This window comes from Hydrogenophaga atypica, from assembly GCF_042665215.1.
Classification (GTDB): Bacteria; Pseudomonadota; Gammaproteobacteria; order Burkholderiales; family Burkholderiaceae_C; genus Hydrogenophaga; species Hydrogenophaga defluvii_A.
Window position 1 is genome coordinate 1 of the sequence record NZ_JBHTCA010000008.1, and the last position, 22,335, is coordinate 22,335.

23 protein-coding genes and 1 riboswitch are annotated in these 22,335 nt (G+C 64.2%); of the genes, 11 read left to right on the forward strand and 12 right to left on the reverse strand.

What is annotated here, in order from left to right; all coding sequences use genetic code 11:
- Positions 1 to 162: 162 nt before the first annotated feature.
- The 5 genes from ACFQPB_RS12475 to ACFQPB_RS12495 all read right to left on the reverse strand — a co-directional run bounded on the left by ACFQPB_RS12475 (position 163) and on the right by ACFQPB_RS12495 (position 6,350).
- Entirely contained in the window at positions 163 to 1,143 is a 981-nt protein-coding gene (locus ACFQPB_RS12475; RefSeq protein ID WP_382223701.1) for an NAD(P)H-dependent flavin oxidoreductase, read from the reverse strand.
- Between the two features lie 18 nt (positions 1,144 to 1,161).
- Positions 1,162 to 2,847 carry a phenylacetic acid degradation protein PaaN gene (paaN, locus tag ACFQPB_RS12480; protein WP_382223704.1) on the reverse strand — a complete coding sequence of 562 codons (1,686 nt, stop codon included), beginning with the start codon at positions 2,845 to 2,847 and terminating at the stop codon, positions 1,162 to 1,164.
- The gene (locus ACFQPB_RS12485) at positions 2,847 to 3,299 is read right to left on the reverse strand and encodes a lipocalin-like domain-containing protein (protein WP_382223706.1); all 453 of its coding nucleotides are present in this window, start codon (positions 3,297 to 3,299) and stop codon (positions 2,847 to 2,849) included. The genes paaN and ACFQPB_RS12485 overlap by 1 nt, the downstream gene beginning before the upstream one ends.
- Positions 3,296 to 4,798, reverse strand: a complete 1,503-nt coding sequence (locus ACFQPB_RS12490) for a carotenoid oxygenase family protein (protein WP_382223709.1) — start codon at positions 4,796 to 4,798, stop codon at positions 3,296 to 3,298. Before ACFQPB_RS12490 ends, ACFQPB_RS12485 begins: the two co-directional genes overlap by 4 nt.
- Before the next feature lie 64 nt (positions 4,799 to 4,862).
- Positions 4,863 to 6,350 carry a carotenoid oxygenase family protein gene (locus ACFQPB_RS12495; protein ID WP_382223711.1) on the reverse strand — a complete coding sequence of 496 codons (1,488 nt, stop codon included), beginning with the start codon at positions 6,348 to 6,350 and terminating at the stop codon, positions 4,863 to 4,865.
- Between the two features lie 224 nt (positions 6,351 to 6,574).
- Between ACFQPB_RS12495 and ACFQPB_RS12500 the strand changes: the two genes are divergently transcribed.
- From ACFQPB_RS12500 to ACFQPB_RS12535, 8 genes are all read left to right on the forward strand, one after another.
- Complete coding sequence (locus ACFQPB_RS12500; RefSeq protein WP_382223714.1) at positions 6,575 to 7,366, forward strand: sulfite exporter TauE/SafE family protein; 792 nt, start codon at positions 6,575 to 6,577, stop codon at positions 7,364 to 7,366.
- A 22-nt stretch (positions 7,367 to 7,388) separates the two neighbouring features.
- Positions 7,389 to 9,224 carry a nitrite/sulfite reductase gene (locus tag ACFQPB_RS12505; protein ID WP_382223717.1) on the forward strand — a complete coding sequence of 612 codons (1,836 nt, stop codon included), beginning with the start codon at positions 7,389 to 7,391 and terminating at the stop codon, positions 9,222 to 9,224.
- A gap of 19 nt (positions 9,225 to 9,243) precedes the next feature.
- A complete protein-coding gene (locus ACFQPB_RS12510; protein ID WP_382223720.1) occupies positions 9,244 to 9,633 on the forward strand; it encodes a DUF934 domain-containing protein in 390 nt (129 codons plus the stop codon).
- Positions 9,634 to 9,646: 13 nt separating this feature from the next.
- On the forward strand, positions 9,647 to 10,384 hold the full coding sequence (locus tag ACFQPB_RS12515; protein ID WP_382201138.1) for a phosphoadenylyl-sulfate reductase: 738 nt from the start codon (positions 9,647 to 9,649) through the stop codon (positions 10,382 to 10,384).
- The gene (cysD, locus tag ACFQPB_RS12520) at positions 10,381 to 11,328 is read left to right on the forward strand and encodes a sulfate adenylyltransferase subunit CysD (RefSeq protein WP_382223723.1); all 948 of its coding nucleotides are present in this window, start codon (positions 10,381 to 10,383) and stop codon (positions 11,326 to 11,328) included. The genes ACFQPB_RS12515 and cysD overlap by 4 nt, the downstream gene beginning before the upstream one ends.
- Positions 11,328 to 12,653 carry a sulfate adenylyltransferase subunit 1 gene (locus tag ACFQPB_RS12525; protein ID WP_382223726.1) on the forward strand — a complete coding sequence of 442 codons (1,326 nt, stop codon included), beginning with the start codon at positions 11,328 to 11,330 and terminating at the stop codon, positions 12,651 to 12,653. Before cysD ends, ACFQPB_RS12525 begins: the two co-directional genes overlap by 1 nt.
- A gap of 114 nt (positions 12,654 to 12,767) precedes the next feature.
- Positions 12,768 to 13,097, forward strand: coding sequence for a ferredoxin FdxA (gene fdxA, locus ACFQPB_RS12530; protein WP_382201132.1), 330 nt, complete (start codon positions 12,768 to 12,770; stop codon positions 13,095 to 13,097).
- Positions 13,098 to 13,145: 48 nt separating this feature from the next.
- Positions 13,146 to 14,246, forward strand: a complete 1,101-nt coding sequence (locus ACFQPB_RS12535; RefSeq protein WP_382201130.1) for an NAD(P)/FAD-dependent oxidoreductase — start codon at positions 13,146 to 13,148, stop codon at positions 14,244 to 14,246.
- Between the two features lie 75 nt (positions 14,247 to 14,321).
- On the opposite strand, the gene rplI is transcribed toward ACFQPB_RS12535, so the two are convergent.
- The 7 genes from rplI to ACFQPB_RS12570 form a co-directional block, all read right to left on the reverse strand.
- A complete protein-coding gene (gene rplI, locus ACFQPB_RS12540; protein WP_382201127.1) occupies positions 14,322 to 14,774 on the reverse strand; it encodes a 50S ribosomal protein L9 in 453 nt (150 codons plus the stop codon).
- 14 nt (positions 14,775 to 14,788) lie between these two features.
- Entirely contained in the window at positions 14,789 to 15,070 is a 282-nt protein-coding gene (gene rpsR / locus ACFQPB_RS12545) for a 30S ribosomal protein S18 (RefSeq protein ID WP_342130806.1), read from the reverse strand.
- A 12-nt stretch (positions 15,071 to 15,082) separates the two neighbouring features.
- A complete protein-coding gene (priB, locus tag ACFQPB_RS12550; RefSeq protein ID WP_382223729.1) occupies positions 15,083 to 15,370 on the reverse strand; it encodes a primosomal replication protein N in 288 nt (95 codons plus the stop codon).
- Between the two features lie 23 nt (positions 15,371 to 15,393).
- Positions 15,394 to 15,759: a 30S ribosomal protein S6 gene (rpsF, locus tag ACFQPB_RS12555; protein ID WP_382201122.1), complete on the reverse strand. Its 366-nt coding sequence runs from the start codon at positions 15,757 to 15,759 to the stop codon at positions 15,394 to 15,396.
- 154 nt (positions 15,760 to 15,913) lie between these two features.
- Positions 15,914 to 18,043: a sodium:solute symporter family protein gene (locus ACFQPB_RS12560; protein ID WP_382223732.1), complete on the reverse strand. Its 2,130-nt coding sequence runs from the start codon at positions 18,041 to 18,043 to the stop codon at positions 15,914 to 15,916.
- A 3-nt stretch (positions 18,044 to 18,046) separates the two neighbouring features.
- Positions 18,047 to 18,325, reverse strand: coding sequence for a DUF4212 domain-containing protein (locus ACFQPB_RS12565; protein WP_382223735.1), 279 nt, complete (start codon positions 18,323 to 18,325; stop codon positions 18,047 to 18,049).
- Positions 18,326 to 18,394: 69 nt separating this feature from the next.
- Entirely contained in the window at positions 18,395 to 18,691 is a 297-nt protein-coding gene (locus ACFQPB_RS12570) for a hypothetical protein (protein WP_382223736.1), read from the reverse strand.
- A gap of 843 nt (positions 18,692 to 19,534) precedes the next feature.
- On the opposite strand from ACFQPB_RS12570, the gene ACFQPB_RS12575 reads away from it, so the two are divergent.
- The 3 genes from ACFQPB_RS12575 (at position 19,535) to nrdR (ending at position 22,327) form a co-directional block, all read left to right on the forward strand.
- Complete coding sequence (locus ACFQPB_RS12575) at positions 19,535 to 20,401, forward strand: lytic transglycosylase domain-containing protein (protein WP_382223738.1); 867 nt, start codon at positions 19,535 to 19,537, stop codon at positions 20,399 to 20,401.
- Between the two features lie 49 nt (positions 20,402 to 20,450).
- Positions 20,451 to 20,579: riboswitch (ZMP/ZTP riboswitch) on the forward strand.
- A gap of 51 nt (positions 20,580 to 20,630) precedes the next feature.
- Positions 20,631 to 21,875: a serine hydroxymethyltransferase gene (gene glyA / locus ACFQPB_RS12580; RefSeq protein WP_382223740.1), complete on the forward strand. Its 1,245-nt coding sequence runs from the start codon at positions 20,631 to 20,633 to the stop codon at positions 21,873 to 21,875.
- Between the two features lie 2 nt (positions 21,876 to 21,877).
- On the forward strand, positions 21,878 to 22,327 hold the full coding sequence (nrdR, locus tag ACFQPB_RS12585) for a transcriptional regulator NrdR (protein ID WP_382201110.1): 450 nt from the start codon (positions 21,878 to 21,880) through the stop codon (positions 22,325 to 22,327).
- The last annotated feature ends 8 nt before the right edge of the window (positions 22,328 to 22,335 follow it).

Consider the following 22,335-nt stretch of genomic DNA (forward strand, 5'->3'; position numbering starts at 1 on the left):
AGGCGTTGCCAACGTGGATGCTTTGCACCTGCGAGGGCTCCACACGGGCCGAGGCCAGCGCGCCCAGCGTCGATTCGCGCACCATGTCCGAGAGGTCTTGCCCGTGGCGCGACCACGCCTTGGCGAAATCGGTCTGGTGGCCGCCGAGGATGTAGATGTTGCTCATGCCGACACGCCTTGCTTTGTGTAGTTCAATCCCACCCAGCGTTGTTGGGCCTGGGTGTACTCAGCGCTCAGGCGGTCCACCACCTGCGCGACCGGTTCGATGGCGCGGATGCTGCCCACGCCCTGCCCTGCCGCCCAGACATCCACCCACTTTTTGCCCGCAAAGGACTGGTTGCTGTCGTACTGCCGGCCTGGGGCGTCGGGCATGTTGTCCGGGTCCAGCCCATTGGCACGCAAAGAGGGTTTGAGCCAGCTGGCCGGTGTGCCGGTTACGCCGGCGCTCACCAGGAGATCGTCCACGCTGGCATCGACCACCATCTGTTTGTACTCAGGCGGTGCCATGCTTTCCACCGTGGGGATGAAGCGTGTGCCCATGTAAACCAGGTCCGCGCCACAGGCCACCGCGCCCGCCACGCCCCAGCCATCGCTGATGCCACCGCCGACCACCACCAAGCCATCAAAAAACTCACGGATCGCACTGACAAAGGCGAAAGGCGACAGGAAGCCCGTGTGCCCACCTGCCCCGGCCGAGACGCAAGCCAAGCCGTCTGCACCTGCGGCAACCGCCTTGCGTGCGAGCCCCAGGTTGATGACATCCGCCAGCACCACGCCGCCGTAGCCATGCACCACTTCGATGGCCGGCTTCGGGCTGCCCAAGGCGGTCACGACGATGGGCGGCTGGTACTTGGCGATCAGCTCCAGGTCTTGCGCCAGCCGTGTGTTGGAGGAATGTGTGACCAGGTTGGCACACCAGGGCCCCACCTGCGCCGCACCCACTTCGTCGCGCGCTTGCGCCACACCTTCGGTGATTTGGCGCATCCAAACGTCCAGGGTTTCGATGGGGCGGGCGTTGGGCGTGGGAAAAGCGCCCACGATGCCGGACCGACAGGCGGCCAACACCAGCTCCGGCCCGGAGATGAGGAACATGGGCGCGGCCACCACGGGCAACCGCAGTGCGAAAGGCAGTTTGTGGCTCATGGGCATCTCAGGCAGCTCTCAGGCAACTACGGGCCGACGGGACTGGACAACGCCAAAGCGACCGGCGACGAAAGACAAGTTGGTCAGCGTGGCGTTGCCGGCGGGGTTGAGGCCGGTGACGTGGTAGTCGCTGTAGGCCGCCGCGAAGTTCAGCGGCATGGCCCCCGTGAGGTTGGTGGTCAGCTGGGCGCCGGCGCGGGCATAGGCGGCCTCGGCTTGGGCGATGAAGGCCTCGTCGGTGGCGTAAAGGAAGGCGGTCAGGCCGCCGGCCGTGCGGGCGTCCATCGTGGCGCGTGTCAGCGCGTCATCGGCGTTTTCGCATTCGATGACGAAGCTGATGGGACCAAAGCGCTCCTCGGCGTACAAGTCGCGCTCGGCGGGCGTGACTTTCAGCATCAACGGTGTGCTCGTGCGGGCCTTGGGGAAGTCCGGATGGACATAGGCGCGCGGCGACAACAGCACCTGGCCGCGCGTGGCACCTGCCTCGTTCATCTGGTGCAGCAGCGCCAGGGTCTGCGGCGACTGGATGGTGGCGAGAATCATGCTGGCCTTCTTGGGGTCGCGGGTGAGTTCATCCACCGCCGCCGCCAACCGCTGGGCGACCTCGGCGAAGGGCACCTTGCCCTGGGGCGTGTCCACGCCGTCGCGCGGCACGTAGATGTTCTGCGGGCTGGTGCACATCTGCGCACTGAACATGCACAGGGTGGTGGCCAGGCTGCGCAGCGCGGCGTCCAGGTCGTCGGCGCCGGCCAGCACCACCGTGTTGCAGCCAGCGGTTTCGGTGTAAGCGATGGCGGGATGCGCATTGCGCTCCACCCACTGCCCAAAGCGCACGCTGCCAGTGAAATCAACGATGGCGGTTTTGGCGTGCTTGACCAGCACCTGTCCCAGCGGCTCAGCCATGCTGTCCAGCGCCAGGGTCACCAGGTTGGGGTCGAATCCGGCCTCGGCCAACACGCGACGGAACACGCGCACGGTGATGGCCATGGGCAGCACCGTGGCGGGGTGCGGCTTGACGATGACGGGGTTGCCCGTGGCGAGGCTGGCCATCATGGACGGCCAGGCATTCCAGGTGGGGAAACTGGCACAGGCAAAACACACGGCGACGCCGCGCGGCACCAGCCGGTAGGTTTTCTGTAGCTTGACGTCGGTGGGGCCGAAGCGACGCTCCCAACGGGCGCTGGGGGTGACGGCGCGCATGGCCTGGTCAGCGTAGACCAGGGCCTCGATGCCTCGGTCGAGCGCGTTGACACCAGAGCCGGCGTAGGCCATGTTGAAGCTCTGGCCTGCGGTGTGCATGACGGCGTGCACGATCTCGAACAGGTGCTCGCGGTAGATCACATCCAACACCTGCAGCAGCACGCCGATGCGCGTTTCGATGGGCGCTGCGGCCCATGCCGGCATGGCGGCCTCGGCGACGTCGAACAAGGTGTTCACATCGGCCTGTGGGTAACGGATGCCCAGCGGCTCCTGGGTGTAGGGAGAGACTTCTTCACCGAGTTCGCCCACGCGCCCAGGTTGGTCCAGCTCAAAGCGGCCCGCCAACAAATGGGCAGTGAACGCCGAGCGGCCATCGACCTGAGCTGCCTCGGCGTTGGGGTACTTGCCTGGCATCTCGGGAAAGGGGCTCCAGCAGGCGCGGTCGCGGCAAGCTTGCTGGGCGCGCTCGAACAAGGCGCGGTGCAATTCAAACAAGTTGGACATCAGCGTTTCCAGATCAAGCGGTGGTGGCGCGGAACGTCGCTGCCAGGCACCAGGTCGGATGCAGACAAGGTGAGCGTTCCGTCCGAGCCAAAGTCCATGCGGCGCACCTGCTCGGTGCCGACGAAGTTGGCGTTGAGTGAATGGCTGACGCGATGCACCACTTGCTGCCCGCCGTCGCGCGGCTGTATTTCGTAGCTGCCCGCGTACTGAAAATAGCTTTCGAAAGCGGCCAGCCGCTCCGCTTCCGGGGCGCTGCGCACGCTGGCACTGGACAAGGGTTTGCGCCCGGCGCGCGCAATACAAGCTGACATCGCACCGTCGTGCGTGTACATGATCAAACCCGTGGCATCAGGCCCGTAGGGGAAGGTCGTCGGGCGGTCATCGCCGTACGCGATCTCCCAACGCACCAAGTTCCAAACACCCAACAGCGGGTTGTCGGCGGTGTTGCTCATGCGTGCGCTCCCTTGCTGCCGCCAGCGAGCAACTCACCTCGCACCCATGTGCTGTGAAAGCCGTGCGGCACCCGTTGTGGCAGGACAATGCGCGCCACCGGTCCGTCTGCGAAATGGCGTGCGTCGGTGACCCAAACCTCAGATCGCGCCTCTTGCTCGTTCCAGACAAAGCCCACGACATACCCGTCGTCTTCGGCCTTCGCGTGATCCGCTGGCGCGAACGGCGCCTCGCTGAACCAGAAGCCCTCGCCCGGGTGAAAGGCCACGGCGCTGCCGCGCTCCAGGTCGTACTTGGCCATGCCAGCGAAGCGCGGCTGCTCCACCGTGCGGGTACGGCCCATGAGCACGTTGTAGCTGAACCGGTTCTTGCGGCCCTGGTAGAGGCCGTTGATCATGGGGAACTCGGTGTTGAGGATATCGTCCACCACGCCCTCGTGGGTACGGCCCGTGGCCAGGTTGAAGCGCCACATGTACAGCTCGTAATCGGTGCCCTGAGTGCCGATGGTGAACAACAGGCGTTTGACGTCCAGCGAGCCGTCGTACTGCTTGGGCATGCTGTAGGGCGTGCCGACCATGACCACCTCGGTCTCGCCACGCGCATTGGTCTCTTCCCAGGCGTTGACCACGTGCAACATGTAGCGCGGGTCAGCGTCAAACCAGCGGATCTGGTCTGCGGTGCCATTGCGGGGCACGATGGCAAAACGGCTGCGCCATTCGGGGTGGAAGTCCAGGCTGTAGCGGCCGGCCTTGAGCGCCTCCGGGTTGTTCACCAACGGAAAGTCGTGGAGGATGGAGTAGTGCTCGGTGATCGCCATGTCGTGTGGCAACCGTGGGCCGGGCAGTTCCACCGGAATCAAGGTCTTGAGCGAACCATCGGCGGCCAACACGCCGTAATGCATGTAAGGGTGGCGGTTGCCGTAAGCGAAGAACATGTACTCGCCGGTGCGCTCGTCCACGCGGGAATGCGCCGAAATCTGCAGGCCCTGCAGGGCGGCCAGGCGCGGGTCCTGTTCCAGCTTGCCGACGGTGGCCAGCGTGTCGGGATCGACCTGGTACACCGATCCGCCGCGGTACCACATCGAGAGCAGGCGGCCATTGTGGAACTTCACGTCGGTGTTGGACGTGTTCTTCATCGCGTCGTCGGGCAGCACACCTTCGGGCATCTTCTGCTTGATGCCGGGCCAGCGGTTCTCGCCCTGCGCGCGGTCGCCCAAGAGGCCTTCTGTCTCGACCCAACGGTTGCGGTAGACCACACGACCACGGTCAAAGCGCACACCGTGCAACATGCCGTCGCCGTCGTACCAGTGGTACTTGCCGGGGCGCACGTGTTGCGGCACCGGACCGTTGCGCACGTACAGGCCATTGAGGTCGGTCGGGATCTCACCGATCACCTCCAGGCGGTCGGCCACAATCTCGCGGTCCACCGGGGCAAAGCCGCCCTGCAGGTTGGGATTGTCGATCAGGTAGGGCTGGGGTTGCACCAGAGTGGCGGGTGTCATGTCGGTCTCCTGCTGATGGGTTGCGCCTACAGATACGGGCGCAACGCATTTGTTGGAAGCAATCTCAGTGATCAGGGAAACGCAGCACCCCATCGCGCATGTCGGCACCACTTGCCCAGCACGAGTGGGTGCCGCTACAGAGCTTGTGGGGCAAAGCAATGCGGCAAACCGGCCCAGATTCGAAACGTTTGCAATCGATCAGGAGCAGCTCCGAGCCTTGGGTGTTTTCGTTGGTGACGAAGGTGACGAGGTAGCCATCGTCCTCGTCCTTGGCGTTCACACGCGGGGCGAAGGGCGCCTCGCTCGCGTACTGACCCTCTGGCAGCCGAACCTCCCAGGACTCGCCGGTGACGAGGTCGTGTTTGACGTAGCCGTGGAACAGAAACCACCCTGGCACCTGCACCGCGCTGTACGCGTATCGGTAAGGCTTGGTGGCGTAACGCTGGTTGAACATCCCGAATTCGAGGATGCGGTCGTCCAGCCGCTGCTCGGTGGTCTGGCCAGTCTTGAGGTTGAAGCGCCAGCGGTGCAGGCGCGTGCCCATCTTGTACTGATCGAGGTAGGACATCATGCGCTCGTAGCCGGCCGGCGCGCCATCGTAGTTGCGCGGCATGGGCTCGTCCTGGAAGTAGCCGTCCAGCACGATCTCGTCGCCCTCCTCGTAGGCATTGAGCCAGTGCAATACAAAGGTGGGAGCAGCCTCGAACCAGCGGATGTCCTCGGGTCGACCACGGCGCGGGATGATGGCAAAACGCGAAGGCTGGTTCTTGTAAAAACGCACCACGTGTTTGCCTTCGGCCAGCAGCTCCGGATCCCAGTACAGCGGAAAGTCGTTGAGGATGGCGAAGTTCTCGGTGAAGGCCATGTCGTGTGGCAGACGCGGACCGGGCAGCGGCACGGGCACGTAGTGCACCAGCTTGTCATGCCTGTCCACCACACCGTAGTGCATATAGGGCGCATGGGTCGAGTAGTTGAAAAACAGCAACTCGCCATTGGACTCATCGACCTTGGAGTGCGCCGATATGCCATCCAGGGGCGACCAGGGTGGGATACCTTCTTGCGCCAGCGTCAACGGATCAAGCCGGTAGCCCTCACCGCACTGGTAATAGGTCGTCAGTGCCCGACCCGCGTGCACCACCACATCGGTGCTGGAGGCATCCTTGATGCCACCATGTGCACCCCAGCCCGGCCGGGTGGAAAGTGCCGGGTCTTCCAGCAAACCTGCCCACAAGCGCTTTCCGGCTTCCTGTTCTGCACTTAACCCCTTGGTCTGGATGAAACGGTTGCGGTAGCTGACCTTTCCGTCACGGAAGGCAGCCATGTGCAACATGCCATCGCCGTCGAAGGGGTGGTAACGGCCCAGCGCCTGGTACACCGGATTCTGTGTGTTACGAAGGTAAACACCATCAATGTCCCAGGGCACTTCGCCCTCGATGACCTTGAGGTCGGTGGCATTGACCTCTTCGAGCAGCGGTGTCCAGGCCCCCTGCAGGTAGGGGTGATCACCGGCGGTAATGTCACCGCGAAGGCGGCGAATGACGTCTGTTGGCATGGGTGTCTCCTGTCATTTCACTTTCTTTGTTGCATGCAGTTTGCTCGGTGCATCCACAGACCCAAGTAACAAAGATGACACTCAAGGGTTTTCACTGACACCAACACCGATCAACCGCCTTGCCACCCCAACCGAGACAGCGCGCCCCTTAATAACCCAAAGCAATACCACCATCACAAAAAGATAGTTTGAGATATGTAGACGGGCTTTTACAGTCCGTCCCCATGCACGAACTTGCCTTTGTTTTCGCCGGTTTTTTTGTGGGCCTCGTCGTCGGCCTCACTGGCGTGGGCGGCGGTTCGCTGATGACGCCCATCCTGATCTTCTTTTTTGGCGTCAAACCCTATCTCGCTGTCGGCACCGACCTGCTGTTTGCGGCCTTCACCAAGGCCGGTGGAACGGTGAGCCTGGCCCGCCAGCGCCTGGTGCCCTGGCGCGTGGTGGGCCAGCTGTGCGCGGGCAGCATCCCGGCCGCCCTGGCCACCTTGTGGGTGCTGCACACGGTGGGGCCGGCCAACCCGCAGGTGCAGACCGTCATGACCACCGCCCTGGGCGTGGCCTTGTTGCTCACAGCTGCCGCGATGCTCTACAAGGCCGCTCGCGGCAAAACGGCACCACGCACGCTGGACGCGGCCCACCTCGAGCAAGCCACCCACGCGCGCCATTGGGTACTCCCGCTGCTGTTCGGCGCCGTCATCGGCACCCTGGTGACGCTCACCTCGGTGGGTGCCGGCGCCATCGGCGTGACCGTGTTGCTGCTGCTGTTCCCGCTGCTGCCGCTGCCGCGCATCGTTGCGGCCGACATCGCCTACGCCGTGCCGCTGACCCTTGTGGCCGGCCTGGGCCACGCCTCGCTCGGCTCGGTGGACTGGCCCTTGCTGGCCAAGCTGCTGGCCGGTTCGCTACCCGGCATCTGGGTGGGTTCGCGGCTCATGCGCCACACCCCCGAGCGCCTGGTGCGTTCCCTCCTCTCGCTGCTGCTGGCCTACGCCGGCGTCAAGCTGATCGCCATCTGATTCTCGACACCTGATACCCACCATGTACCAGTACACCGCCTTTGACCGCCAATTCGTGCAACAACGCGCGGCCCAGTTCCGCGACCAGTTGGAGCGCTGGCAGGCCGGCACCCTGAAGGACGACGAGTTCAAGCCGTTGCGCCTGCAAAACGGCTGGTACGTCCAGCGCCACGCCCCCATGCTGCGCGTGGCCGTGCCCTACGGCGAGCTGTCCACGGCCCAGGTGCGCGTGCTGGCCAAAATCGCCCGCGAATACGACCAACCGACGGCCGAGATCTTCCAGGGTGCGGTGGCTGCACAAAACCGGCTGGGCGACATCCAGCTGCGCGACGGCAAAGCCATCGGCAGCAAGCTCACCACCGGCTACGCCCACTTCACCACACGCCAGAACGTCCAGTACAACTGGATCCCGTTGTCCGACGCGGCCGACGTGATGGACCTGCTGGCCAGCGTGAACATGCACGGCATCCAGACCAGCGGCAACTGCATCCGCAACATCACCAGCGACGAGCGTGCCGGCATCGCGGTGGACGAAATCGCCGATCCCCGCCCGGTCGCTGAAATCCTGCGCCAGTGGAGCACCCTGCACCCCGAGTTCGCCTTCCTGCCGCGCAAGTTCAAGATCGCCATCACCGGCGCCCGCGAAGACCGCGCCGCCATCCACTGGCACGACGTGGGTCTCCAACTGGTGCGCAATGACACCCAGGCACTGGGCTTCAAGGTGCTGGTGGGCGGTGGCATGGGTCGCACCCCGGTGGTGGGCACCACCATCCGCGAGTTCCTGCCGTTTGACCAGATCCTGAACTACCTGGAAGCCGTTGTCCGCGTCTACAACCGGTGGGGCCGCCGCGACAACATCTACAAGGCCCGCATCAAGATCCTGGTGAAGGCCGAAGGCCAGCGCTACACCGACGAAGTGGAAGCCGAGTACAAGCGCATCGTCGAGCAAGACGGCGCCCCCCACACCATCCGCGCCGCCGAGTACGAGCGCGTGGCCGCGCACTTCGCGCCGCCGGCCCTGGCCTGCGACCGCAAGAGCGCCGACGCAAAGATCGCCCACATCCTGCGTGCCGCCGCCGAAGACGACGTGGAGTTTGGCCGCTGGCTGCAGCAAAACGTGGCCGCGCACAAGAACCCCGACCTGCGCGCTGTCACCCTGTCTTTCAAGCGCCTGGGCCAGGCCCCGGGCGACGCCACCGCCGACCAGCTCGACGCCGTGGCCGACCTGGCCGACCGCTACAGCGCCGGTGAAGTGCGCGTGACGCACGACCAGAACCTGCTGCTGCCCTGGGTGCGCTGCGACCAGCTGCCGGAAGTCTGGCGCGAGGCCCGCCGCCTGGGCCTGGCCAAGCCCAACATCCGCTTGCTGACCGACATGATCGCCTGCCCCGGCGGCGATTTCTGCGACCTGGCCAACGCGCGCTCCATTCCGGTGGCAGAAGCCATCACCGCCCGCTTCCAGGATATGGACGAGCTGCACGACCTGGGTGAGATCGACCTGCACATCAGCGGCTGCATCAACAGCTGCGGCCACCACCACAGCGGCCACATCGGCATCCTGGGCGTGGACAAGGACGGGCAGGAGTGGTACCAGATCACGCTGGCCGGCTCCGACGGTTCGGCACTGAGCGGCCCCACCCAAGCCGGCAAGGTGGTCGGCCCCTCGTTTGCCGCCAACGAAGTGACCGAAGCGGTCGAGGCCATCCTCGACGTCTACCGTGCCCAGCGTGAAAGCGGCGAGAACTTCATCACCGCGCTCAAGCGCATCGGCCACGAGCCCTTCAAGGCTGCTGCCAACGGGGTGCGCGTGGCCACCGCCCGCACGCCCGCCGCCGACGCCGTCACTGAGGCCGCCTGAGCCGCCCTGGAGAACACACATGCAACTGATCGAATCCCAAAACGCGTCTCAAGCCGCCTTGCTTGAAGGCACTGGCGTGCTGAGCGTGGCGAACGACACCGACGTCGAAGGCGTGAACCTCGACGGCGTCGCCACCGTGGTGCTGCACTTTCCCAAGTTCACCGATGGCCGCGCCTTCAGCCAGGCGGTGGAACTGCGCCGCCGCCGCGGTTTTGACGGCACCGTGGTGGCCACCGGCGACGTGCTGGTGGACCAGCTGCTGCAGATGAAGCGCTGCGGCTTCAGCGCCGCCGTGCTGCGCGCCGACCAGAGCCTGCCCGTGGGCGAAAAACTGCTGCGCCACTACAGCGCCTTCTACCAAGGCGATGCGGAACAGCCGGCCCCTCTGTTTGCCCGCCAGGCCGCCTGACAGAAAGCCCCACATGAGCGCCATCGCCCTCTACAACCGCCCCTCGGCCAGCTTTGATGCCAAGGTGGCCGCCAGCATCGCGCTGCTGCAGCGCGTGGCGGCCGAGCACCAGCCGCTGACCCAGGCCTCCAGCCTGGGCGTGGAAGACATGGTGGTCACCCACCTGATCCATCTGGCCGGCATCAACTCGGGCATCTTCGTGCTCGACACCGGCAAGCTGCACGCCGAAACGCTGGGCCTGATCGGCAAGATCGAGCAGCGCTACGCCCACAGCGTCGAGGTCTACCGCCCCAAGGCGGAAGCCACCATCAAGTTCGTCAAGCAGCACGGCGAAGAAGCCATGTACCAGAGCGTGGACCTGCGCAAGCAGTGCTGCGACATCCGCAAGATGGAACCGCTGGCACGTGCCCTGGCCGGCAAGGGTGGCTGGATCACCGGCCTGCGCCGCGAGCAGTCGGGCGCCCGCGCCGACGTGCCCGACGTGGTGCAGGAGCCCGGCCGCGTCAAGGTCAACCCGCTGGCCGACTGGACCTGGGGCGATGTGTGGCACTTTGTGGCCACGCACGGGCTGGACTACAACCCGCTGCACGACCAGTTCATGCCCAGCATCGGCTGCGCGCCCTGCACCCGCGCCATCGCGGTAGGTGAAGACTTCCGCGCCGGCCGCTGGTGGTGGGAAGAAACCTCCAAGGAATGTGGCCTGCACGTGCAAGCCCTCCCCGAATCACAAACCCAAGGACAGCCGGCATGAACGCCCGCACGGAACCCCAATTGCTGCAAGCCGCCCGCCCCCACCAGCCCCAGCGCTCCCACCTGGACGCGCTGGAAGAAGAAACCATCTTCATCCTGCGTGAAGTGGCCGCCGCCTTCGAGCGCCCCACCCTGCTGTTCTCGGGCGGCAAGGACTCGCTGGTGCTGCTCAAGTGCGCCGAGAAGGCCTTTGGCGTCGGCCGCATCCCCTACCCGCTGCTGATGATCGACACCGGCCACAACTTCAAGGAAGTGACCGATTTCCGCGATTTCCGCGCCGCCGAGCTGCAAGCCCGCCTGATCGTGCGCAGCGTGGAAGATTCGATGGCGCGCGGCACCGTGCGCCTGGCCCACCCGGGCGAGTCGCGCAACGCCCACCAGTCGGTCACGCTGCTGGAGGCCATCGACGAGTTCCGTTTCGACGCCCTCATCGGCGGCGCCCGCCGCGACGAGGAAAAGGCCCGCGCCAAGGAACGCATCTTCAGCCACCGCGACAGCTTCGGCCAGTGGCAGCCGAAGGCCCAGCGCCCCGAGCTGTGGAACCTCTACAACACCCGCCTGCAGCCGGGCGAACACTTCCGCGTGTTCCCCATCAGCAACTGGACCGAGCTGGACGTGTGGCAGTACATCGCCCGCGAAAACATCGCCCTGCCTGAGCTGTACTACGCCCACCAGCGCGAGGTGGTGGAGCGCAAGGGCCTGCTGGTGCCGGTGACCGAGTTGACGCCGCCGCGCGAGGGCGAAACGGTGGAAACGCGCACCGTGCGCTTTCGCACCGTGGGCGACATCACCTGCACCTGCCCGGTGGAGAGTGACGCCGCCAGCGCCGACGACATCGTGCTGGAGACGCTCAGCGTCAACGTGAGCGAACGGGGCGCCACCCGCATGGACGACAAGACCAGCGACGCCTCGATGGAAAAGCGTAAAAAAGAGGGTTATTTCTGATGAACGCACTGAAATTCATCACCTGCGGCTCGGTCGACGACGGCAAGAGCACCCTGATCGGTCGCCTGCTGGTGGACAGCCGCTCGGTGCTGCAGGACCAACTGGCCAGCGTCACCTCGGCCGGCGCCCACGGCGCCGAGGACGAGGTGGACCTGGCCGCACTGACCGACGGCCTGTCGGCCGAGCGCGAGCAAGGCATCACCATCGACGTCGCCTGGCGCTACTTCAGCACCCAGGCACGCAAGTTCATCATCGGCGACAGCCCCGGCCACGAGCAGTACACCCGCAACATGGTGACCGCCGCCAGCGGCGCCGACGCGGCCGTGGTGCTGGTGGACGCCACCAAGCTGGACTGGCGCGACCCGCAACTCAAGCTGCTGCCCCAGACCCGCCGCCACAGCCTGCTGGTGCACCTGCTGCGCGTGCCCACCATCGTGGTCGCCATCAACAAGCTCGATGCGGTCGAAGACCCGGCCCTTGCCTTTGCCCACATCCGGGCGCAGCTCGAAGGCTTCGCCGCCGAGGCCGGCATCCCCCTCAAGGCCGTGGTGCCCATCTCCGCCCTCAAGGGCTACAACGTGGTGACGGCCGCCGATGGTTGGGCGGGTTACCAAGGCCCCAGCCTGCTGGACCTGCTGGAGCACCTGCCCAACACCGCCGCCGAGACCGAGCTGCCCTTCTCCTTCGCCGTGCAGTGGGTGGAGAAGTTCTCTTCGTCGTCGGACACCTCACAAGGCCGCCGCGTGTTCTGGGGCCGCGTGGCCACCGGCGGCGTGCAGGTCGGCCAGACGGTGCGCGTTCTGCAGGGCCCGCAGGGCCTGGGACAGACGGCCACCGTGGCCCAGGTGCTGGACCACACCCGCCAGCCCCATGCCGTGCTGGCCGGCCACAGCGCCGGCATCGTGCTGGACCGCGAGCTGGACGTGTCGCGCGGCGACTGGCTGCTGGCGGCGGGCGAAGCCGCCCCTGCGGCAGACGATTTCGACGACACCCCCGTGGCCTCGCCCATCCCCGTGACGCGTGAGCTGACCGCCACCGTGGCCTGGCTGGACAACGAGGCCCTGGTGCCGGGCCGCGTCTACTGGGCGCTGCACGGCCACCGCTGGGTCAAGGCCAAGGTGCGCCGCATCGTGCACCAGGTCAACATCGAGACCCTGGCCGAGACCGACGCCGAGCAACTGCCGCCCAACGCCATCGGCGTGGTCGAGCTGCTGTTGCAGGAACCCATCGCCGCCTTGCCCTATACCCGCTCGCGCGGCCTGGGCGCCCTGGTGCTGGTGGACACCGCCAGCCACGCCACGGCCGGCGCCGTGATGCTCAGCTGAACGCCTTGAATGGCCCCTGGCCGATTGACACACGTCAAGCGGCAGGGGCATTGCCCATTTGAAAATGCGCGAAACCCTAAAATCAGGTGTTTCCACCGATTCCCTTCAAAAACCATGACCCACGTCGTCACCGAAGCCTGTATTGCCTGCAAGTACACCGATTGTGTGGACGTCTGCCCTGTGGACTGCTTCCGCGAAGGCCCCAACTTCCTCACCATCGACCCCGACGAGTGCATCGACTGCGCCGTGTGCATTCCCGAGTGCCCGGTCAACGCCATCTACGCCGAGGAAGACCTGCCGCGCGACCAGCAGCACATGATCAAGCTCAACGCCGAGCTGGCCCGCCTGCCAGGCTGGAAGAGCATCACCAAGCGCAAGACGCCCATGCCCGACGCCGAGGCCTGGAAAGACAAGACCGGCAAGCTCGGTCAACTGCTGCGCTGACGCGCCGGGGGCCGGGCCCCCACGGATTTGTTACCACCGCTGAACCCTATGGACCCGAAATTGAACCAGCAAGTCATTGACACCGCCCACGCCCACGAAGGCCCCATCGAGGCCGATGCCGTCATCGTTGGCGCCGGCCCCGTGGGCCTGTTCCAGGTGTTTGAACTGGGTCTGCTGGAGATCAAGGCACACGTCATCGATTCGCTGGCCTACCCCGGTGGCCAGCCGGTGGAGCTGTACCCCGACAAGCCCATCTACGACATCCCTGCCGTGCCCGTGTGCACCGGTCAGGAACTCACCGACGCCCTGCTCAAGCAGATCGAGCCTTTCGGTGCCACCTTCCACCTCGGCCAGGAAGTGACCGTGGTGCAGAAGCAGGACGATGGCCGCTTCTACGTCGAAACCTCCAAGGGCACGCGTTTTCTGACCAAGACCATCTTCATCGCGGCCGGCGTCGGTGCCTTCCAGCCGCGCACGCTGAAAGTGGATGGCTTGGAGCAGTTTGAAGGCTCGCAACTGTTCTACCGCGTGAAGAACCCCGCCACCTTCGCCGGCAAGAACCTGGTCATCGTGGGCGGCGGCGATTCGGCGCTGGACTGGACGCTGAACTTCGTGGCCGAAGGCCCGAACAAGGCTGAGAGCGTCATCTTGATCCACCGCCGCGATGGCTTCAAAGCCGCGCCGGCCAACGTGGCCAAGATGCGCGAACTGTGCGAGCAGTACGAGATGCAATTCATCGTGGGCCAAGTGACGGGCTACGAGGAAAAAGACGGCAAACTCACCGGCGCCAAGGTGACGGGCGCCGACGGCGTGACCCGCGTTGTGCCCATGGACATGATGCTGGTGTTCTTCGGCCTGAGCCCGAAGCTGGGGCCGATCGCCGAGTGGGGCCTGGAGATCGAGCGCAAGCAACTGGTGGTGGACACCGAGAAGTTCTCGACCAGCATCCCCGGCATCTTCGCCGTGGGCGACATCAACACCTACCCGGGCAAGAAAAAGCTCATCCTGAGCGGTTTCCACGAATGTGCCCTGGCCGCCTTCGGCGCCGTTCCCTTCATCTTCCCCGAGAAGAAGGTCTTCCTGCAGTACACCACCACCAGCCCCAAGCTGCACAAGGTGTTGGGCGTGGAATCCCCCGTGTTTGATTGAGGCCGCGCCGCTTTTGGCGGCATCCGCCCAACAAAAAACCGCCCGAAGGCGGTTTTTTGTTGGGAGCGCAAGAGCTCAGGCGGTTTCGCCCAGCACGCTCACACTCACTTCGACGTTCACATCGGTGTGCAGAGACACACTGACGGTGTAGTCGCCCACAGCCTTCAGGGGGCCGTTGGGCATGCGGACTTGCGACTTGGCAACGGCAAAGCCTTGCTTCGTCAGCTCTTCCGACACGTCGTGGTTGGTGACGGAGCCGAACAGGCGACCATCAACGCCGGCTTTTTGCGACAGCTTGACGGTCAAACCGCCCAGCTTCTCGCCCAGCGCCTGGGCTTCGGCCAGCTTGGCGGCAGCCACCTTTTCGAGTTCGGCACGGCGTGCTTCGAACTCGGCAATGGCGTTCTGGGTGGCGCGGCGGGCACGGCCCGTGGGGATCAGGAAGTTGCGGGCGTAGCCGTCCTTGACCTTGACGATATCGCCGAGGGCACCGAGGTTGACCACTTTGTCGAGCAGAATGATTTGCATGTTGAGGCTCCTTCTTACACGCGGTGCTGGTCGGAGTACGGCAGCATGGCCAGGAAGCGCGCCCGTTTGATGGCGGTGTTGACCTGGCGCTGGTAAATCGCGCGGGTACCCGTCAGGCGGGCGGGGATGATCTTGCCGTTTTCGGCGATGAAGTCACGCAGGACATCAACGTCCTTGTAGTCGACTTCTTCCACGCCAGCCACGGTGAAGCGGCAGAAACGCTTGCGCTTGAACAGCAGCGACTGGGTGTTGCGCTTGGGGCGCTTGTCTTTATTGAAACGCTTGGGTGCAGCCATGATGGAGCTTCCTTAAGGTTCTTTGAATGCTTGAATGTGGAACACAACGCCTTTGTGGTTGCGTGCGGTCGTCAGAAAGCCGTCGAATTCGAGCGCGGTGTTCAGGGCCAATTGGCCCAGTGCCTGCGCGTCGCCCCCAAAGGCCACGGCCTTGAGGATCAGACTGACTTGCCGTTTGAGTCCCATCTCCAGCACCTCTGATTGGTGTTCGAGCACCAGATTGAGAGCGGGCACACCGGCTGGGGTGTAGCGCAGGCTATCGACCTGCACCACCACCGCCGTCAGGCGCAAATGGTTCAACGGGCAACGACCATCACGGCCATTTACGCTGCGGTCTCCTGCTGAGCGGACTTGCGGGCCTCTTCGCGCTCGACGGACTTCATCATGGAAGACGGGCCGGTGTCAGCCTTCTTCTTGAGGACGGTCAGGTGACGCAGCACGGCATCGTTGAACTTGAACGCGTGTTCCAGTTCAGCCATCACAGCTTGGTCGGCTTCGATGTTCACGCACAGGTAGTGCGCCTTCGACAGCTTGTTGATCTGGTACGCCAGTTGGCGGCGGCCCCAGTCTTCCACACGGTGGATCTTGCCACCACCGTTGGTGATCATGCCTTTGTAACGCTCCAGCATGGCGGGGACTTGTTCGCTTTGATCCGGGTGGATCAGCAGAACGATTTCGTAATGACGCATGGACACTCCTTTTGGATTGAACACCCGCCTCCGGCGTCAGACGGAGTGCGGTAAGGGAAAGCTGCCCCCGGCGTCAGACGGGGTGCGGCAAGGGAAAGCCCACGATTCTAACCAATTTTCCCCAGCCAGCCAAATCAGGGCAGTGTCCAGGCGTTCAATCCGGCCCGCGATCCAGGTCGCTGCGCAAACGGGGATAACGCACACGATCGACAAACGCCAGTGTTTTGGCCGATGGTTTGGGCGTGACGAGGCTCAGCAGCAAGATCACCGCAAAACCGACGGGAACCCCAAACAACCCGGCCGAAATGGGTTGTATGCCCCACCACAGCTCAATGGGTCGGGTCACGCCAAAAACGCTGCGCAACCAGGGTTGTGTGGTCACCATGTAGTAGAAGGTCACACCCAGTCCGGCGACCATGCCCACCGATGCGGCGATGCCCGTTGCGCGCTTCCAAAAAATACCCAGCACCAGCGCTGGGAAAAAGGCCGCCGCCGCGATGGAGAATGCGGCGGACACGAGAAACAGGATGTCGGCAGGTTTCTGGGCCGCCACGTACGCCGCAGCCAGCGCCACGATGAGCAGCAGCACCTTGGAGATGGTGACGCGACGGGCCGTGGAGGCGCTGGGGTCGATCATCTTGTAGTACAGGTCGTGGGAGAGCGAGCTGGCGATGGTCAGCAGCAAGCCGTCGGCGGTGGACAACGCTGCGGCCAGGCCGCCGGCTGCCACCAGGCCCGAAATCACGTAGGGCAATCCCGCGATTTCCGGCATGGCCAGCACCACGATATCGCCACCGATGCTGATTTCGTTGAGCTGCAGCAGCCCATCGCGGTTGACGTCGGTGATGGACAGCAGGGCGGGATCGACCTTGTTCCAGGCCGCCACCCAGCCCGGGAGTTGCTCAAAAGGCATGCCCACCATCACGTTGAACACCTCGAACTTGACCAGCACGGCCAGCGCCGGTGCCGTGAAGTACAGCAACACGATGAACACCAGTGACCAGGTCACCGACGTCCGGGCTTGCCGCACACTGGGCACGGTGTAGTAGCGCATCAGGATGTGGGGCAAGGCCGCCGTGCCAACCATGAGGCAAAACACCAGCGCCAGGAAGTTGCGCCGCGAATGGTCGAACTCCACGCGCTCCTGCGGGCTGCCGTCAGGGTCGCCCGCGTACTGTTGCGCATGGGGTGGCATGCCATTGAGCGGCAGCGATTTGTCGCGGGCGGCCGCCAGTTCGCGCTGCCACAGAGCGCGCGCCGAATTGGCATCGGACGGCAGGGCCGCGAGCGCACGTTCGGCAGCCGCCACCTCGACCAGATCGGCATCGCGGTTGCGCAACTGGGTCAACTTCGCTTCCATGCGGGCCTTGTCGGCGGCCAGCGCTGCCGCCGGGTTCTGGAGTTTTTCGCTCAAGGCCTGGGCTTTGGCCTCAAACAGCTGCCTCACCTCGATTTCCTTGGGGTCGGTGGCGAGTACGGTCTCTCGCGCCGACACCTTTTCCAACTGGTAGCCGTAGGCAATCTGCGGCACCGGGACCCCGGTCTGTTTGACCGACAACCAGACCACCGGCAACAGGTAGGCAACGATCAACACCACATACTGGGCCACCTGGGTCCAGGTCACGGCACGCATGCCCCCCAAAAACGAGCACACCAGAATGCCCCCCAAACCAAGGAACACCCCGAGCTCGAACGCCACCCCCATCAGGTGGGAAGCAATCAGACCCACACCATAGATCTGGGCCACAACGTAGATGAACGAACACAAAATGGCCGCACAAATACCCAGCAGCCGCGGGACATTGCCACCGTAACGTTCTCCCAGAAAGTCAGGGATGGTGAACTGGCCAAACTTGCGCAGGTAAGGGGCCAGCAACAAGGCCACCAGGCAGTAGCCACCTGTCCAGCCCATGATGAAGGCCAGACCGTTGTAACCCGTCAAGTAAAGGGTTCCAGCGAGTCCGATGAAGGAGGCGGCCGACATCCAGTCGGAGCCGGTGGCCATGCCGTTGTACATGGCGGGCACACGACGCCCTGCCACGTAATACTCCGTGGCATCCGTGGTGCGGCTCAACAGGCCAATGCCTGCGTACAGCGCGATGGTGGAAAAAAGAAAGATGAAGCCGATCCACTGGCGCGGCAAGCCCATCTGTTCGAGCACCGCCAGCAACACCACAAAACACAGAAAACCCGCCGTGTACCAGGCGTACACCCTGTTCAACTGCTGCTTGAAGCGCCGTCCGGCCACCTGCTCGGCTGATGAGGACCCCGTGCCCGCTGCCACCCCTCACTCCTGCGCTTCGGCCACACCGTGCGCGAAGTCAGCGCGGTTCATGAACCACGCATATCCACCCACGATGAGCACGTACACAATGAGTGCCCCTTGCGCCGCCACCCAGAAGCTGAACGGCCAGCCAAAAAACGTGAAGCTGAGTTCTCGGGCGAAGTAGCTGACCACAAACGTCACGCCAAACCAGACGGCGAGCAGGACGGCGGTCACCGCGAGGTTGTTGCGCCAGTAGCGCGCCAGCACATCCGGCAGGGCCTGTGGGGAGGGTGGCGGCATCAAACGGCACTCTGGTGAATGGCACTCATGCCAGCGAGCGTAACGCAAGATGCCCATGCATTGCAGCACTCAGCGGCACCCCGCAACCCCCAGCCCAAGACACAACCACAGCTTTGCCACTGTGGCGCCACACCACAGAAGGAACACCAACAAGGCGGCGAACCGCATGTCGCGCCGGGCGTTTGCCCCGCCTGAAAACAGCCTGCTCACCAGCCCCACCACCGGGCTGGTGACCACTTGCAGCAAGCCATAGACCACGTTGTCGCCTGAACGGCTACCCAGCAGCCGCATCAGCACCCACTGCCCTGCCAGCGCGAGCAGCGCAATCTCCACACACAACTTGAGCAGAACCACCACCGTGAGCATTGCGCCAACCTTTCGTCCGTTTTACCCCTTCCCCGCGCCTCGCCTGCAACAGCACACCGCAGAGACGCTTGCGACGTCAATCACCAGCAAAAAATAAGGGTTAATACTTATTTTTTCGATCAATCTGGACAGACCACCTACACTACACCTAGGGTTTACCCTTGATTTTGTGCTCACCAAGCGCCTCATCACCTGCGCGGCAAGCGACCCGCACGCTGCGCCCAACCAAGGAACCACCATGTCATTCGTTCACAACGTCATCGCCGTCATTGCAGAAACTCTCGCCCGTATCACCCGCCTGCGCATGAGCGCCGGTCTGCTGGGGTCCTGAAAGCGCGAAACACAAACGAAAAACCCCGGTGACCAAAGCCACCGGGGCCGACGGCGGGCCACAGGCCCATGCCGTTGGGTTTTGGCGGGCGGAGTTGGATGTCGCACCTGCCATGGGGCAACGGATTGCCCCTGAAAACCACCGGAGATGCAGCCGAACTGCTTCGCGGGTGGGCGCCCACCATCGGGTGGGCGACACAAGCTTATCGCGAACCCACGGCGACGCCCCAGTTCATTTTTTCAATCGCGAAGCGCACATCCATACGCAAAAGAGCCTCGCTTCCATAGATGATTTTTTGTCTTAAGATTTACTTTTAAATTCTTGACGAGACATTTAACAGGCACTAAGATTCGCCCCGTTTGCCCAGCCTAGGGTAAACCCGCGACCGCTGCCGACCCCGGCTAAGTTGGCTCCCAGGTCTGAAGCGACCTATCGCAGCCGATGGCGACCCCCTTTCAAAGTCCTCTCGGCTGCAAATCAGCACCCGAAAGGCACCCGACAAGGAGCGTGCTATGACAGCGCAAACATCCTGGCCCCGTGCCACCCTCAACAGCCTGCGAACGTTCGCAGACGACGTCACACGTGGCTTTTTTGACATCACCCACAACAGCCTTGCGCTGCTGGGCATGGTCTTGGCCGTGGGTTTGATGACCCTCACCTTCCGTGCCGACCTGCGCACCGCTGCCGAGGAAAAACTCCTCGGCTGGCTGCTGGAGCGCCAAAACGGCGGCGCCGTGATTGCCTTGACGGCCGACCCGACCGCCGTTGACCGTGCCACCGCACTGCACACCCACGAACTGCCCTCGGAGCAGGCCAAGGTGGCCCTGTGGCTGAGCCGAAAGTACCGCGTGGCACCAGAACCGCTGAGCGCCTTGGTGGCCGAGGCGTTTGAACTCGGCAAAAAAATCAAGCTGGACCCCAGCTTGTTGCTCGCGGTCATGGCCGTGGAGTCCAGCTTCAACCCGTTTGCTCAAAGCTCGGTGGGGGCTCAAGGTCTGATGCAGGTGATGACCCGCGTGCACACCGACAAATACGCCGGCTTTGGTGGCAAATTGGCCGCCTTTGACCCCGTGACCAACCTGCGCGTGGGCGCCCAGGTCCTCAGCGAATACGTCCGGCTGAGCGGCTCGGTCGAGGGCGGGCTGCGCCTTTATGTCGGCGCCGTCAGCAGCGACGGCAGCGACTACATCGACAAGGTGCTGGCGGAAACGCAGCGCATACAAAGCGTGGCACTGGGGCGCCCGGCTCCGGCGCCGGTTCGCACACCGCCTCGCAGCACCCCCACCGACAACATCGACCTCGCGCCCCCTGCACCGCTGCCCACACGCACCGACACCGAGGCGGCCGCTGATCTAGCGGCAACGATCAACAAGTCTTGAAACCGGCGTCGGCCTGCGCCGATAGCTGACGGCGGCGCCTGATAAACTCTGCTCCGTGCGCAACTGGCGATAGGCCGGCAACCCCACAGGTTGTTGTGCTGACGTGGGACACCACTGGGAAGCGCACCGCCTGCGGGTCAACACCCCTGGCGTTCAGCCGTTCGCCTGGGCAGCCCCTGTCGGCGCTTGTGTTGCCGCACAGGGAATCATCTCGCCTGACTGCCACACCATGTACGACCGCAACATCCTCATCGAACAAACCGACCCCGAGCTGTTCAAGGCCATCCAGCTGGAAAACGCCCGCCAGGAACACCACATCGAGCTGATCGCGAGCGAAAACTACGCTTCGCCTGCCGTGATGGCCGCTCAGGGCACCCAGCTCACCAACAAATACGCCGAAGGCTACCCCGGCCGCCGCTACTACGGTGGTTGCGAGTACGTGGACATCGCCGAACAGTTGGCCATCGACCGCGTCAAGCAACTGTTTGGCGCCGACGCCGCCAACGTGCAGCCGCACTGCGGCGCCTCCGCCAATGAGGCTGTGTTCCTGGCCTTCCTGAAGCCGGGCGACACCATCATGGGCATGAGCCTGGCCGAAGGCGGCCACCTCACCCATGGCATGCCGCTGAACATGTCGGGCAAGTGGTTCAACGTGGTCAGCTACGGCCTCGACAAAAACGAAGCCATCGACTACGACGCGATGGAAGCCAAGGCCCGTGAGCACAAGCCCAAGCTGATCGTGGCGGGCGCTTCGGCCTACAGCTTGCGCATCGACTTCGAGCGCTTCGCCAAGATCGCCAAGGAAATCGGCGCCATCTTCATGGTGGACATGGCCCACTACGCCGGCCTGATCGCCGCTGGCGTCTACCCCAACCCGGTGCCCCATGCCGACGTGGTGACCTCCACCACCCACAAGAGCCTGCGCGGCCCGCGTGGCGGCATCATTCTGATGAAGGCCGAGCACGAGAAGGCCATCAACAGCGCCATCTTCCCCGGCCTGCAGGGTGGTCCGCTGATGCACGTGATCGCAGCCAAGGCCGTGGCCTTCAAGGAAGCGCTGCAACCCGACTTCAAGGTCTACCAGCAACAGGTGGCCAAGAACGCCCAGATCGTGGCCGAAACCCTGACCCAGCGTGGCCTGCGCATCGTCAGTGGCCGCACCGAGAGCCACGTCATGCTGGTCGACCTCCGCGCCAAGGGCATCACCGGCAAGGAAGCCGAAGCCGTGCTGGGCAGCGCGCACATGACCATCAACAAGAACGCGATTCCCAACGACCCGGAAAAGCCCATGGTCACCAGCGGCGTGCGCATCGGTACCCCCGCCATGACCACGCGCGGCTTCAAGGATGAGGAAGCCCGCATCACGGCCAACTTGATCGCCGACGTGCTGGACAACCCCCGTGACCCGGCCAACATCGAGGCCGTGCGCGCCAAGGTCAACGCCCTGACCGCCCGCTTCCCCGTCTACCGCTGATCATGAAGTGCCCGTTCTGCGGCCATGCCGAGACCCAGGTGGTCGAGACGCGTGTGGCCGAGGACGGGGGTTTCATCCGGCGTCGGCGCCAGTGCGGCGCCTGTGAAAAGCGTTTCACCACCTACGAGCGGCCCGAGGTCAGCTTTCCGGCCGTCGTGAAGAAGGACGGTCGGCGCATCGACTACGAACCGGCCAAACTGCGCGCCAGCCTGGCGCTGGCGCTGCGCAAACGCCCGGTCAGCATGGAGCAGGTGGACAGCGCCATAGAACGCATCGAGGAAAAGCTGCTCAACCTCGGGCAGCGCGAAATCCCCTCGCACCGCCTGGGCGAAATGGTGATGCGCGAACTCAAGAAGCTGGACAAGGTGGCCTACATCCGCTTTGCCAGCGTCTACCGCAGCTTTGAGGACATCGACGAATTCAAGAACCTGGTGGACGAAGTTCGCAAGTAGAACGGCGT